Raw genomic sequence first — 14,677 nt, forward strand, 5'->3', positions numbered from 1 at the left:
GGCCAGTCACTGGTTGAAATTCAGGTGGTTCGCTCAGGCCTCGAGCGGTTGGCCGCGCAGTTGCGCCATGTCGCGACTGGGTGCCGTGCCGAACAGGCGACCGTATTCGCGGCTGAACTGCGACGGGCTCTCGTAGCCAACGGCAAACGCCGCCCGCGAAACGTCCAGATGGTCCACCAGCATCAGCCGCCGCGCCTCGTTCAGGCGCAACCATTTCTGATACTGCAGCGGGCTCATGGCGGTCAGTTGGCGGAAATGATGGTGAAAGGTCGGCGTACTCATCTGCACCCGGGCCGCCAGCTCATCGATACGCAAGCCCTCGGCGTAATTGATCTTGAGCCAGTCGATCGCCTTGGCGATGCGATAGCCCTGGCCATCGACCGCGGTGATCTGGCGCAGCCGCGGCCCCTGGTTGCTGTTGAGCAGCCGGTAGTGGATTTCCCGCAGGATCAGTGGTGCGAGAACCTCGATCGCTTCGGGTTCGTCGAGCAGGCTCAGCAGACGATCCAGTGCGCCTTCCAGCGACGGCGCCAACTGGCCGATGCCGACACTGGTGCCCGTGGGCCGAGCGCGCGTGGCCTGCAGCCTGCCCTTGGCAATCACCTCGGCGAGCATGCTGACATCCAGCTTCAGCACCAGGCCGACACAGGGCTGCTCGGGGCTGGCGACCAGCACTTCGGAGTTGGCCGGCAGGTCCAGCGAGGTCACCAGAAACCGCGAACAATCGTAGCTGTGGCCTTCGCCGCCGATCCACAGACGTTTCTCCCCACGCCCCACCAGTATCAGGCTCGGCTCGATCATGCACACCACGGGTGGCGCTGGCTGGTCGCGGCGAAACAGCGACAGCCCGGGGATCGCCGTGGCGAAGTCACCCGGCACGCTCACGCGCGGGTCGATGTTCAGTGCCAGGGGCGATTCCTGGCGACGTTGGCTGTGGATCATGGCGGCTTGCTCCTGTTGAACGGACTCTAGCTCGCGGTCGCGGCGTTTCCTATCCGCTGCCCTTTATGTCCATAGGAATAGGCAAGGATTCAAGCGGATTGCACTAGGACCGGCGCCACTTGACCCCGAGAATGTGTCGAACTGTTACAGGAGAGCCCCTATGCAAGTCTTCGCTTATGGCGCCCACGCGGCGGATAAACCCCTCGAACCCCTGCGCATCACCCGCCGTGCCCCCGGCGTCGACGATGTGCAGATCGAGATCGCTTACTGCGGTATCTGTCACTCCGACCTGCACCAGGTGCGCGCCGAGTGGGAGGGCACGCAGTTTCCCTGTGTACCCGGCCACGAAATCGTCGGCCGTGTGACCGCCACCGGCGCCCATGTCAGCGCTTTTGCACCGGGTGACTTGGTGGGTGTCGGCTGCATTGTCGACAGTTGCAAGCATTGCGAAGAGTGCGACGCCGGTCTGGAGAACTATTGCGACGGCATGATCGGCACCTACAACTTTCCGACGGCGGATGCACCCGGCTGGACCCTCGGCGGTTACTCGCAGTCGATCGTGGTCAATCAGCGCTACGTCCTGCGGATCCGCCATGCCGAGGATCAACTGGCGGCGGTGGCTCCGCTGCTGTGTGCCGGGATCACCACCTGGTCGCCGTTGCGCCACTGGAACGCCGGGCCCGGCAAGAAGGTCGGCGTGGTCGGTATCGGTGGTTTGGGTCACATGGGCATCAAGCTCGCCCACGCCTTGGGCGCCCATGTCGTGGCGTTCACCACCTCCGAGTCCAAGCGCGAGGCCGCGAAAAGCCTGGGGGCCGATGAGGTGGTGGTGTCCAGCGATGCGCAGCAGATGGCCGCGCACCTGAAGAGTTTCGACCTGATCATCAACTCCGTCGCCGCCCCACACGACCTCGACGCCTTTCTGGTGCTGCTCAAACGCGACGGCGCCATGACCCTGGTCGGCGCCCCGGCCACACCCCACGCCGCGCCCAACGTGTTCAACCTGATCATGAAGCGCCGCACCCTCGCCGGCTCGATGATCGGCGGCATCCCGCAAACCCAGGAAATGCTCGATTTCTGCGCAGAGCACGGCATCGTTTCGGACATCGAGCTGATCCGGGCGGAGCAGATCAATGAAGCGTATGAGCGGATGCTCAAGGGGGATGTGAAGTATCGGTTTGTGATTGATAACGGGACGTTGGGGGGGTAGCGGGTTTTATTAACGGGTGTGGTCGATCACAGAATCTGCTGCCACTGCAAAACCCTGTTGAATGTGTCGGCCCCATCGCTAGCGGGCTAGCTCCCACAGGTTTTGTGGTCGATCACAAGGTCTGCATCCGACGCAATCCCCTGTAGGAGCCAGCCTGCTGGCGATAGCAGTGTCTCAGTCAGCACAATGCTGGATGGGCCGACTACCGGGCATCGACGCGGATAGATAAACCAACGAAACCACCTAGGCTTACAGTGCGAACATCGCGATTCACCAAGAATTGTCAGCACCCTGGTCGGGAGATTCCCATGTTCAAGTCAGCGTATCTGAGTCCGCTCGCTGTACTCGCCGTCGCCATCTGTCTTGGCGGTGCTTCCTGCCAAGACCCCAAGGACCAGGACAACTCTGCGAACAATCCAGCGCTCAACGGTGGCCCCAATCGGACCGGGGCCGGGATGGTGCCGCGCGTGCAAATCCAGCCAAGGATGAACAGAGCTCAGTAACGCGCAAAACGCGCTTGATCGGTCACAGTGCCTCTTTGCCCTGGTTCTTGAGCGTCTGCGTGGCCTCTTCCTTCGCTGCCTGGGCTTGCATGATCAATTGGTAGGCGATGTAGTACTTGTAGATATTACTGACGTAAGTAACGGTCTCTGCACCGATCCTCTCGGCAGTAATGTATTCCACGTTGTGGAACCACACGTTCGGATCAAGCCCGCGGCTGGCGGCCTCCTTGCGAAGTCTGGAAATTCTGCCTGCCCCCGCGTTGTAGGAAGCGAAGGCGAACAAGGCCTTGTCCAGGCGGGTCATGGGTTCATTGCCGTAATACTGGTCGATCATCCAGCGCATGTACTTGATCCCGGCATTGATGTTCGGCTCAACTTCCGCGATGTTGCCGACATTGAGTTCCCTGCCGGTGGCGGGCATCACCTGCATGACCCCAATGGCCCCCACCTTGCTCCTGGCGGCCTGATTCAGTTGCGACTCCTGATAACCCTGAGCGGCCATCAATAACCAGTCGACATCATATTTATCGCCGTACTGCTGGAAGTACTGAACCAGTGCGCTGAATTTCTTGCGTTCGGCCTCGGAAACAGAAGCCTTCACATATTTTTCGTTCTTGAAATAACGCGTCAGAATCATGTTGCCCAAGGTGGTCCCTTGGCCGTGACCGGCAATGAAGACGTTGGCAGCGGCCTGCAACTGCGGACTGCCCTTGCGAATGGCCCAGGCAATCTCGCCGCCAGTGCGCACGGCGACGTCGTCATGCACCTTGATCTGCGGGAAGACCTTCTTCCAGAAATCCGCCTTGTGTTTATCCACGACAATCAGAGGAATCATCCCGGCGTTGAGCATCTCGATCAGGTCCTCGTCCTCCAGGGTCTCTGGTGCCTCCTTGAGAATGACCGCCGGTTTGTTCTCGCCGGCGAAACGCTGGTTGAGGGTCATCAGGCTCTGGTAGTAACTGGAGGATTTTCGAACGAACACCACCTGCCCCGCCAAGTCGTCCACGCTGGAAACGGTCGGCGAGCTGGGCCCGGAGACCACCACTTCACTGACGTTGCGATAGAGGGGTGAGGTAAAATCCACCAACTGCTGGCGTTGCTCCGTCACAGTCAGGTTGGACGCTGCAATGTCGCCTTTGCCGGCAGCCAGCGCCGGCAGCAGCTCATCGCGGGCGACGGGAATGAACACCACCCGCACCTTCAGCGCCTTGTGCTTGAGCTTCTTGTCCTTGGCCAGTTGCTTGTTCAGATCCTCCTCGAACACACGAAAAAAATCGTAGGTCGTGCCGCGCTGAACCCCTCGGTCAACAAAGTAAAAAGTCTTGCTGTAGACCGTCAGCACTCGAATGAGCTGCCGATCGATCATTGCGTCGAGATCGCCGGTCCACGGAATCATCGCACTGTCGATCGGAACGCTCAGTTGTTCACGCGGTGCGGCCTCAGTTGCGGCATGAGTCAAGCCAGCGCACAGACTGAGCACGAGCGCCGCAAGGGTGAGGATGATCGATGCAGGGCGTGCAGGTGAATGCAGCGGACGGTGTTCCGGCAGATCGCGCGCGCCCAACATGGTCAGTGCTCCACAGGTTGTTTTGGTCTGACTGGTTGCTCCCGCTTTTGGTACATCCGTGCCCGCACTCTGCATTCGCCAGTGCACCTGAAAGTTTAGTTCAGACTTGAGCTTTCGAGCGCGGCTGATGGGCTTTGCAAACCGCATGCGCGGCAAGGGAGGATGAGTTCTGTATGCTGCCGTTCTGTAATCTCGGCATTCATGGAGCGTTGTGACGATGGCACGGATAGGCTTGATACTGACCCCCGGTTTTGCGGACTGGGAATACGCATTCATCGCAGGAACCGCAGCGCCCTTCTACGGGATAGATCTCAGGTTTTTCACCCCCGAACCCGGGCAGCTGTGCTCGCAAGGTGGACTGACCGTCATCGTTCAAAGCAGTCTGCAGGACTGTCTTGATTGGCAACCGGAGGTGGTCGTGGTGGTTGGCGGATTTGCCTGGGAGGGTCCGGCAGCGCCGGATTTACGAGACTTCCTGCAAACCAGTCGTGCCGGTGGCGCGACCCTTGCCGGTATCTGCGGCGGGACCCTGGCATTGGCGCGGGCCGGGCTGCTCGATACCGTTTCCCATACCTCGAACAGCGCTGAGTTCCTGCAACAGCATGCCGAAGGGTATGCAGGCCACGGCCTTTATCAAAGCAGCGCGGTAGCCGTGTCAGCAGAGCGCATCATCACGGCGCCAGGTACTGCACCGGTCAGCTTCACCTGTGCGGTGTTCGAAGCGGCCGGGCTCGCTGCAGAGAGCGTTTCGCAGTTCAGATCGATGTTGGCGGCGGAGCATGGGATCGGCGCTTAGCACCGTCCCCTGAGGGAGCGAGCTTGCTGCGGGCGGCGCATCGCCGCAACAGATCGCAAGCTCCCATTCCCGGGTAACCTCCGTCAAAACTCCAACCGCACCTCTCTGGACGGCGAATTACCAAAATAAGCCGTGTAGCACTTGCTGAAATGGCTCGGCGAGACGAACCCGCACGCCACCGCGACCTGGACGATGGACAGCCGGGAATGCTGCAGCAACCGCCGCGCTTCGGTGACCCGAAGTTCGAGGTAATAACGCAACGGCGTAGTCCCCAATTGCGACCGGAACAGCCGCTCGATCTGCCGCCGGGACAGCTTGACCAGACTCGACATTTGTCCCAGATCCAGCGGCTCCTCCAGATTCGCCTCCATCAGTTTGACGATCTCGCGCAACGGCGCCGCCATCTTGACGTGCAGCGTCGGGTTCAGCCGTCGATACTTCGAGGCTTCAAACGCTAGGATATCGCTGATGCCTTCCACAAGGCCCGCGCCGTGGGCCTGGCCGATCCATTCCAGCACCATGTGAAACGCCCCGCCGGGGCTGGCCGCGGTGTAACGATCGCGATCGACCATGAAGCTTTCGCTGGTGACCTGGCTGTGTTGCGCAGCCTCCGCCAGCGCTGGCCGATGTTCCGGGTGAATGGCACAGCGGTAGGCGTCCAGCAGACCCGCTTCCCCGATGAACCAGGCACCGTTCCACAGGCCGGCGAGCGCCACGCCCTTGTCGGCCACTTTCTTCAACAAAGTGCGCAACTGCGCATCGGCGCGCAGTGGCGTGCGCAGGCCACCGCAGACGACCAACAACTTCAAATCCGCCAGCGGATAGGTCGCAAGATCGTGGTCCGGGCGGATGATGATACCCAGGTCGCTTATCACTTCCTGGCCATCGAGGGTAAAGGTACAGGTGCTGTAAAGATCCGCCCGCAACAGGTTGGCGGTCACCAGCGCATCGAGTGCGTTGGTGAAAGACGGCAGGGAGAAGTGATCGAGCAGGATAAAACCCACCGCCGCACGTGAAGCAGGCGCCGGATTGCCATCCTTGAGATAGCGGAGATTCTTGCCCTTGATGGTTCCGCAAAAATTGCGTTGTTCTATCACTGAAAACCCACTCCGCTCGAACCAGCACGAGGATCGCCCCAACCAATGAGGTTGAGGCGATCCTTGCATCACAACATTCAAATGTCTATCAGGATGCGTCGATCCAGATGGTCTTCAGCTCGGTGTATTGGTCGTGGGCCCAGATGGACTTGTCCCGACCACCGAAGCCGGATTCCTTGTACCCGCCGAACGGCGTGGACGCATCGCCCTCACCGAAACAGTTGACGGTGACGATGCCGGCGCGAATGCCGCGAGAGAGCTTCAAGGCGTTGCGCAGGTTGCCGGTGTAGGCCGACGCGGCGAGGCCGTAGGCGGTGTCGTTGGCCAGTTCGATCGCTTCGTCCAGGGTACTGAAGGTTGTCACGCTCAGCACCGGGCCGAAGATTTCTTCCTGGAACAAGCGGTTGTCGCGCCCTACTCCGTCGACGATGGTCGGCTGCACAAAGATCTCCCCGGCAGTGTTCCCACCGGCGAGCACCTCGAGTTTCTCCTGCTTGGCATGTTCGATGTAAGAGCGCACTTTTTCAAAGTGAGCCTTGCTGATCATCGACCCCAGACGGTTTTGCGGGTCGAGTGGATCACCCATTTGCCAATCGGCCAGGTGCACCTGAACGCGCTGCAACAACGCGTCCTTGATATCCTTGTGAACGATCAGGCGCGACGACGCCGAGCAGTTTTCGCCCATGTTCCAGAAGGCACCGTTGACCACGTGCTGGGCGACTTGATTGATGTCTTCGACATCATCCATCACCACTGCCGGATTCTTGCCGCCGCACTCCAGCACGATGCGCTTGAGGTTCGATTCACTGGAGTATTTGAGAAACAGCCGCCCGGTGTCGGTCGAGCCGGTGAAGCTGACCATCGACACATGCGCGTGCCGGCCCAATGGTTCGCCCGCCTCCTTGCCACCGCCAGGCACTACGTTGAACACGCCCGCCGGGACTCCCGCCTGATAGGCCAACTCGACCACGCGCAGCGTACTCAAGGTGGTTTCCTTGGCCGGTTTGACCACGATCGAACAACCGGCGGCCAGAGACGGGCCGATTTTCCAGGCGAGCATCAGCAGCGGGAAGTTCCATGGCAGGACCAGGCCGACTACGCCGATGGGCTCGCGCACGACCATGGTGACCGCGCCAGAGCCTGTCGGCGCAGTCGAATCATAAACCTTGTCGATCAGCTCGGCATGCCAGCGCAACGTATGGATGGTCTCCGGAACGTCGACGTTCTGGCATTCACGAATGGGTTTGCCGCTGTCCAGGCTTTCGAGCACCGCCAGTTCATGGGCGTTGTCTTCCAGCAGTTGCGCGAACCGTAGCAACACGGACTTGCGTGCAACAGGCGCCAGCCCATGCCAGCGCGCGTCGTCAAAAGCGGCCTTGGCTGCCGCGACGGCCACGTCGACATCCCGCGAATCGCAGGCAGCAATCTCGGCCAGCACATCACCGGTGGCCGGGTTGGTCGTGGTGAAGGTGTTGCCCGATTGCGCAGCGCGAAACTGGCCGTCGATAAAGGCCTGAGTGCGAAACTCGAGCTTGCCGGCCAGGTCGCGATAGGCCTCTTTGGTCAATAAATCTGCCATTTCAAACCTCCCCGACGATAGCGCCGACGTTCTGTTTCAGGGTCTGGATCACCTCTTTCAACGCCTGCTTCTCGGACGCTTCGAGCGGTTGCAAGGGCGCACGCACGCCACCGGTGCGCAGTCCGTTCAACTCACTGCCGTGTTTGATCGACTGGACGAACTTGCCGCTTTCGAGGAAGTCCATCAGCGGCAACATGGCCGACATGATGCGACGCCCCTTGGCGAAGTCTTTTTCAATCACGCAGGCTTCGTAGAGCGCCACGTGTTCACGCGGGATGAAGTTGGAACCGGCGCAAACCCAGCTGCGGGCGCCCCAGGCGAAGAACTCCAGGGCCTGATCGTCCCAACCGCAGGAGATCTGAATCTGGGGATGGGAATGCGCCAGCCGATGCAGACGGCTCATCTCCCCCGAGCTTTCCTTGATCGCGACGATGTTCTTGCACTGGGCCACCGCAGCGAAGAACTCGTCGCCCATGGCCACGCCCATGCGTGCCGGATAGTTGTAGAGCATGATCGGCAGCCCGGCGGCCTGATCCACGGCCAGCACATGAGAGGCGATTTCCTTCTGGGTCGGCAAGGCGTAAGGCGGCGATCCCACCAGCAGCGCATCGGCTTCGATCTCCTTGGCCTTTTCGGCGAAGTACACAGAGTCTTCGGTGCGGATACCGCCAGTACCGACGACCAGCGGCAGGCGCCCGTTGATCACATCCTTCGCGCGCTTGGCCAGCTCGACGCGCTCGGTCGCGGTCTGCGCGTAATACTCACCGGTAGAACCACCAATGACGATGCCGTGGACCCTGGACTCGATCAGGTACTCCAGCACCTCGGCGAAGGCCGGGTGATCGATCTGCCCATCCGCAGTCAGTGGCGTGATCGCAGGGGTAAAAATGCCGTCGAAGTTCATGAGGTTGTCTCCAGTGGTTTGCAGGTTGGTTGCCCTCGACTGTCATCAGTCGGGTTGGAAAAACGGTTAATTCAGCGATGCAGCCTGTTGCAGATTCAGCGACCGGGTTTCAGGCGCCAGGACCCAGGACAGCAGCAGCCCGACCAGGGTGACGCCCGCAGCGGCATACATCGTTTCGGCGATCCCCAAAGTGCTCAGGGAAATCGGCACCAGATACGTGCCGGCAGCAGCGCCGACGCGTGACAGCGAGGTGCCCATCCCCACGGCAAAGGCGCGAATTTCCGTGGGGAACAATTCGTTGGGGTACACCAGCGTCAGCACTTGGGCGCCGCCAATGAACAGCGCGTAGGCAATGAAGAAGAACAGCACCAGGCCACTTGGACCGGCGTGACCGATGGCCAGACCAAGCAGCGCTAGGCCGGAACACAGGAAGCTGTAGATCAGCAGATTGCGCCGCCCCACCCGATTGATGATTCGTGTAGAGATCACGCAGCCGATGACGAAGAACAGGGTAATGGCGATCGAGCCCAGCGATGCCCAGTCACCTTGCAGGTTCAGGGCGGCCAATACCCTTGGCGCAAAGGCGTAGACGGCGAACAACGGGACCACCGAACAGGTCCAGAACACCACCACGAACAGCATGCGTTTGCCGTAGCCGGAATGCAGCAGATGGGCGATGCTGACTTTCCCGCCGCTGGACTGTTCCGGCAGGTTCTGCAGGGAAAAGTCCGTACCGTAGACCTGCTTGATAATAGCGTCTGCCTCGGCGGGGCGGCCCTTGCTCAGCAACCAGCGGGGCGATTCCGGCGTACCAATACGCACGAGAAACAGCAGCGCACCGATGATCGAAGCGCTGGCCAATACCAGACGCCAGGCGTCCGCTCCGCAGAGCTTGAACATAAGTTCGCCGACGATATAGGCCATGGCAGCACCGGTGAACCACATGATGGTCAGCATCGCCAGGCGTGGGCCACGGTATTTGCGCGGCAGGAACTCCACCAACAGCGAGGTGGCCACCGGGTATTCAATGCCCACCGCCACGCCGAGCAAGAGCCGCAGGAAAAACAGGGCAATGGCCGAGTCGACCCAGTATTGGGCCAGGGAGGCGACGATGAAGATGCTGGGGCCAGCGAACAACAGGCGTTTGCGCCCCAGAATGTCGGTGAGCCAACCGCCGAGGAAGCCGCCGAAAAAGATCCCGATGAGCGCCGAAGCGGCAATCATGCCCTCCCAGAAATCATCCAGGGCCAGGGACTTGGACATGTGTATCAGCGCGACGCCGATGATGCTGAGGACGTAGCCATCGACAAAGGAACCACCCGCCGCGCGAACCGTCAGCAGACGATGAAAGCGGTTGAGCGGGACATCCTCAATTGAAACACCAACGTTGTTCATTTCTTATCCTTGTATTCGACATCGGAAAGCGCATCGCACTTGCAAGTGGGTGTCCGGATGAGGTGACTCAGCTTTCTCTGCCAGCGCGGAATTGCCCCCACTTGAGGTTCATGTTCACCCCCAGCGAAAGAAAAGGTTCGGGCGGATTACTGTTCGGCCCTGGTGCGTGCAACAGAAACTCGATCAGCCCGCTGCGGTCGCCCGCGAGCCAGTCGGCAAGCAGTTTCCCAGTCACTGTTCCGCGCGTTACACCCAGGCCATTGCAACCCAGGGCGCCGTAGACATTGGGCGCCAACTCACCGAAGAAACCGTTGTGGTTACGCGACATGGCCAGTGCTCCGCCCCAGGTGTATTCGAAATTCACACTAGGGAGCATCGGGAAGCGTTGATCGAACGAGGCTTTATGGCGACGGACAAAACGCTCGTTGTATTTGCTGTTGCTGCGCCCGTCCGGGTTGAAGCTGAAACTATTTCTGATCAGCAGGCGGTTATCCGGGGTGCGCCTGACGGTGGTACCGAACGGATCTGCCGGAATGGCGCCCCAGTACGGCTTACCCCCCAGACGTGCCTGTTCTTCTTCACTCAGCGGGCGAGTGATGCTGGCGTAGGTGTAGATGGGCAACATGCGCCCCTGGAGGAAGCCGAAGCGCATGCCGAACGAGTTATTGGCCAAAATCAGCTTGTCGGCACTGATACTGCCGTTGGCGTGCTTGAGCAGCGTTTTCGCGCCGTACTCCACTTGCAGAATCGGTGTGCGCTCATACAGCTTGACGTTGTCCGGCAGGCTGTCAGCCAGCCCTTTCACCAGCGCCGATGGCTGAATCAGAATCGCGCCAGGGGTGTACAACGCCTTGCGATAAAAGTGCGTGCCCAGATACCCGGGCAACTCTTCGGCGTCGATCATCTGATAAGGCTGTTCGAGTTTATCCAGCCCTCGTCGGTACGCCTCGAGCACCGCGATGCCGCGATCTTCCACGGCCGCCTGGTACTTGCCGCAGGCTTTCATCTGGCAATCAATGTCGAACTGACTGACCAGCTCACGCAAGATCGACTGCCCGGCCAGATTGAGCTTGAGGCTGGTGCGGGCGAGGTTGATATCGCCGATGTAGTCGTCGGCACCGATGTCATGGGGCAAATCGATGGCAAAGCCGGCGTTGCGCCCGGATGGACCCAGGCCCACTTCCTGTGCCTCGACCAATACCACTTCGTCATCAGGAAAATTAAGCGCCAGTTGGCGCGCAGCGGCCAGTCCGGTGAACCCCGCGCCAATAATCACCCAGCGCGCGCTGGTATGTCCCTGGTGCGCTGGCTGCGGTATGCGCGGGCGGCTCAGGTGAAACCAGCCACAACTTTTATCATCGGCGGGTAACGAAGTAACTTTCATAGTCTTGGACCGCTTATTATTGAATTGCTTTAATTGAAACCCACTGCCGATCGCCCACTCGACGCCCTGCCAGGCAACTTCATGCCCACCATTGATTACTTCCAAACAAGTCGTGGTGTCAGTACGTGTCGACGTCCGTCAACAGTTCGTGGCAATTGCATATCTCCCGGCACTGGCAGCGTCATCACAATAATAATTATCGCGATAGGTCATGGGCGGCAGGCCAAACAGATCCTTGAAGCGTTTATAGAAATGCGGGTAACTGACAAATCCGGTGGCCAATGCAACATCGGTCAACGAGCGATCGCTTTGCACAATAAGTTGTCGTGCCCGGGTCAGACGCAACTCCAGATAGTAGCGATTGGGCGCGGCATTCAAATAGCGTGCGAAGCGTCGTTCAAGTTGCCGCCGTGAGACACCGACCTGACTGGCGATCTCTTCGATTTCCATCGGCGCCTCGATATGGTTTTCCATCAGGTTCAGCGCGATGTTAAGCGGCCGCGGAATCGCCTTCGCCACCAGGGCGACCCCCGCCTCGCGGTGTTGCGCGGCCTTGGGTTGGTGCACGCGCCTGATTTCCCCGGTCAGCCCGGCATCGCCCCGAGCACCCAGCTCCTGCATGATCGCCAGGGTCATGTCGAGTGCCGAGGCTGCGCTGGAGCAGGTGCCACGGCGCTGTTCGAAGACAAAATCCGCAGCGGTGATTTTCACCTGAGGAAAATACTCGTACATCAACGCGCAACTATCGGCGTGGCACGCACTGTCCTGACGATCGAGCAAACCGGCGTCCGCCAGGTAGAACGCGGCATTCCAGACGCCGGCGACGATACCCTTGCCAGTGGCGGTCTTTTTCAATACCCGACGCAGTAAAGGATTGGCGAACAGCCTGACACGCTGCCCTCCTACGACAATCACCGCGTCGCAGTTAAACTGCTCCGGCACCAGCCGTTCCGAAGAAAGCGCGACGCCGATATCACTTTCAACCAGACCGCCTTGCAGCGAGTAAGTGGAAACCTTGTAAATCGTCTGGCTGCTGATCAAGTTGCCGGTGGCCAGGGCATCCATTGCCGTTGAAAGCGTGGTCAGTGAAAAGTGATCAAGCAGAATGAATGCAACCTGCACTACTTTTTCATGACCTATTGAATCTGTAGTTTGCCGAAATCCGCTGTTCTGGAACTTCAACGTGCTTTGGAAGGTACCCATTATTTTCCACCTGATCACAATCACTTGAAACGTTGGCAAGCCATATTTAGTTTTTGGCGGCAGCCCGCGCGTCAGCCAGCCATTTGTCATACTCGCTCTGGTGAGCCTTGATCCATTCGGCGGCATGTCGCTTGATGTCGGCGAGGGACTTTTCACCCTTCTGCATGCGCAGATTCTGCGCACTTTCGTCGTCGGTGGTGATCTGGTATTCGGAGAGGAACTTGACCGCTACCGGGTTCTTCTCGGCGAATTCCTTGTTCACCACGGCGTTGATGGTATCCACCGGAAAGCCGAGGTTTTTCCCTTGATAGAAGGTGTCCTTGCTTTCCTTGCCATCCGGCAATGAGGTGAAGGGCACCGGCAGCCAGACCACGTCACGCCCTTCAACCAGCACGCTGGCGATCCACTGCGGGACCCAGGTGAAATACAGAACCGGCTTGCCTTGCTGGAAACGGGCGATGGTGTCGGCCATCAGCGCAAAGTACGAACCGCGGTTGTCGACCACTGTCGGGCCGAGGCCATAGGCTTTCATGTGATGCTCGATCATCACCTCACACCCCCAGCCCGGATTGCAGCCGGTCAGATCGGCCTTGCCGTCGCCATTGCTGTCGAACAGCTTGGCAATCTCCGGTTTCTTCAGGTCGGCAAGATCCTTGATCTGATAAGCGTCAGCGGTTTTCTTGTCGATGACGTAACCCTGCAGGACGCCTTTCATGACCTGCCCGACCTTGGTCATCGAATCATCGCCACCGGCCTTGTCGTAGAAATCCTCATGCAGGTGCTCCCACTCGTGGACGGTGAAATCCGCGTCGCCGTAGGACAGCGCCAAAAACATCGCGGGATAGTCGGTTTCCTTGGGTTGTTTGACGTCATAACCCAGGTCTCTGAGGCCGGCCATGGCTATTTCGCCACGGAACCGCTCCTCGGCGATCGTCGGGAAGATCGGCGTGATGGAAACGCCGGCCCCTGGCTTGTTTGCATCAGCGGCATATACCGCCGAACAGGCAATTGCACCAAACACCGAAGCAACCAGACTCGCAACGAGCGTTTTCTTGAGATCTGCAAGTTTCATTTTTTCACCACGCTTTGGGTTGTAGTTTTAGTGGGCAGGAATAGTTGAACCGGCACCTTAATTAGTCACTGGGCGCGTCACGCTTTTCTTTTTCTTGAGTTTCAGGACAAGGCCCACAGGTCCGGTCTCGTACCAACGCTGTCCGGAGGCCAAATCACTGCTACGCTGCCCCATGGCCTGGGTCAGACGGTCGAGGAATACCGCGAGCAGTACCAGGCCTGCACCGCCGACACTGGCCAGCCCCATGTCGAGGCGACCGATGCCGCTCAATACCATCAGGCCGAGACCGCCGACTGAGATCATCGACGCGACCACCACCATCGACAGGGACAGCATCAGGGTCTGGTTCAAACCCGCCATCATGGTCGGCGCCGCCAGCGGCAACTGGACCTTCATAAGCATCTGCGTGGCCGTACAGCCAAAGGCCCGCGCCGCTTCGACCTTGTCGGCCGGCACCTGGCGGATGCCCAAATTGGTCAGGCGCACCAGCGGTGCCACGGAGAAAATGATGGTGACAATCACACCGGGCACGTTACCGATGCCGAACAACATCACCACCGGCACCAGGTACACGAAGGCCGGCAAGGTTTGCATCGCATCCAGCACCGGGCGGACGATCATTTCGGTGCGATCGTTGCGGGCACACAGGATGCCGAGGGGAATGCCGATAACCGCACAGAACAACAGCGAAGTCAGTACCAGCGCCAACGTGACCATGGCATCGTTCCACACGCCGATCAGTCCGATTCCGGTCAGGGTGGCCACGCTAAAGATAGCGATGCGTTTACCGCCGATCTGCCAACTGATCAAGCCGGCAATAATGATGAAGACCAGAGGCGGTACTGAGAGTAATCCCCACTGCACACCATCGAGCACCTGGTCTACCGGCCAACGAATCGACCGGAACACTTCCCGGAAGTTGTGAACCAGATATTTAAGAGCTGTTTCAACCCACGACCCCAATGGAATATTGAAAGTTTGAAAGGGGTCCAAAAAGTTAAAGTCCGACATGATTCTTCCTCGCC

At 59.5% G+C, this 14,677-nt stretch carries 12 protein-coding genes; 2 read left to right on the forward strand and 10 right to left on the reverse strand.

The genetic code is table 11. From position 1 onward, the window contains the following. Positions 1-33: 33 nt before the first annotated feature. Positions 34-942 (reverse strand): AraC family transcriptional regulator, encoded by a 909-nt coding sequence (locus NR126_RS22170; protein WP_256831481.1) that lies wholly within the window; start codon positions 940-942, stop codon positions 34-36. A 160-nt stretch (positions 943-1,102) separates the two neighbouring features. Between NR126_RS22170 and NR126_RS22175 the strand changes: the two genes are divergently transcribed. Beyond that, positions 1,103-2,152 (forward strand): NAD(P)-dependent alcohol dehydrogenase, encoded by a 1,050-nt coding sequence (locus NR126_RS22175; RefSeq protein ID WP_256831482.1) that lies wholly within the window; start codon positions 1,103-1,105, stop codon positions 2,150-2,152. A gap of 525 nt (positions 2,153-2,677) precedes the next feature. On the opposite strand, the gene NR126_RS22180 is transcribed toward NR126_RS22175, so the two are convergent. After that, a complete protein-coding gene (locus NR126_RS22180) occupies positions 2,678-4,222 on the reverse strand; it encodes a lytic transglycosylase F (protein ID WP_256831483.1) in 1,545 nt (514 codons plus the stop codon). Positions 4,223-4,439: 217 nt separating this feature from the next. Here NR126_RS22180 and NR126_RS22185 point away from each other — a divergent pair, with 217 nt between their 5' ends. Further along, the gene (locus NR126_RS22185; protein WP_256831485.1) at positions 4,440-5,018 is read left to right on the forward strand and encodes a DJ-1/PfpI family protein; all 579 of its coding nucleotides are present in this window, start codon (positions 4,440-4,442) and stop codon (positions 5,016-5,018) included. An 83-nt stretch (positions 5,019-5,101) separates the two neighbouring features. On the opposite strand, the gene NR126_RS22190 is transcribed toward NR126_RS22185, so the two are convergent. The 8 genes from NR126_RS22190 to proW all read right to left on the reverse strand — a co-directional run bounded on the left by NR126_RS22190 (position 5,102) and on the right by proW (position 14,663). Further along, positions 5,102-6,115 carry a GlxA family transcriptional regulator gene (locus tag NR126_RS22190; RefSeq protein ID WP_256831487.1) on the reverse strand — a complete coding sequence of 338 codons (1,014 nt, stop codon included), beginning with the start codon at positions 6,113-6,115 and terminating at the stop codon, positions 5,102-5,104. Between the two features lie 88 nt (positions 6,116-6,203). After that, the gene (locus NR126_RS22195) at positions 6,204-7,694 is read right to left on the reverse strand and encodes an aldehyde dehydrogenase (RefSeq protein ID WP_027620253.1); all 1,491 of its coding nucleotides are present in this window, start codon (positions 7,692-7,694) and stop codon (positions 6,204-6,206) included. 1 nt (position 7,695) lies between these two features. After that, on the reverse strand, positions 7,696-8,598 hold the full coding sequence (locus NR126_RS22200) for a dihydrodipicolinate synthase family protein (RefSeq protein ID WP_027620254.1): 903 nt from the start codon (positions 8,596-8,598) through the stop codon (positions 7,696-7,698). A 66-nt stretch (positions 8,599-8,664) separates the two neighbouring features. Further along, positions 8,665-9,993: an MFS transporter gene (locus NR126_RS22205; protein WP_105755586.1), complete on the reverse strand. Its 1,329-nt coding sequence runs from the start codon at positions 9,991-9,993 to the stop codon at positions 8,665-8,667. Positions 9,994-10,060: 67 nt separating this feature from the next. Further along, entirely contained in the window at positions 10,061-11,377 is a 1,317-nt protein-coding gene (locus tag NR126_RS22210; protein WP_256831489.1) for an FAD-binding oxidoreductase, read from the reverse strand. 138 nt (positions 11,378-11,515) lie between these two features. Continuing rightward, positions 11,516-12,670 carry a GlxA family transcriptional regulator gene (locus NR126_RS22215; RefSeq protein ID WP_256351003.1) on the reverse strand — a complete coding sequence of 385 codons (1,155 nt, stop codon included), beginning with the start codon at positions 12,668-12,670 and terminating at the stop codon, positions 11,516-11,518. Further along, positions 12,627-13,652 carry a glycine betaine/L-proline ABC transporter substrate-binding protein ProX gene (gene proX / locus NR126_RS22220; RefSeq protein WP_256831493.1) on the reverse strand — a complete coding sequence of 342 codons (1,026 nt, stop codon included), beginning with the start codon at positions 13,650-13,652 and terminating at the stop codon, positions 12,627-12,629. The genes NR126_RS22215 and proX overlap by 44 nt, the downstream gene beginning before the upstream one ends. Positions 13,653-13,709: 57 nt before the next feature. Further along, the gene (gene proW, locus NR126_RS22225) at positions 13,710-14,663 is read right to left on the reverse strand and encodes a glycine betaine/L-proline ABC transporter permease ProW (protein ID WP_027620259.1); all 954 of its coding nucleotides are present in this window, start codon (positions 14,661-14,663) and stop codon (positions 13,710-13,712) included. Positions 14,664-14,677 lie beyond the last annotated feature (14 nt).

It is taken from the genome of Pseudomonas sp. Pse1, from assembly GCF_024519635.1.
In the GTDB taxonomy this organism is placed as follows: Bacteria; Pseudomonadota; Gammaproteobacteria; order Pseudomonadales; family Pseudomonadaceae; genus Aquipseudomonas.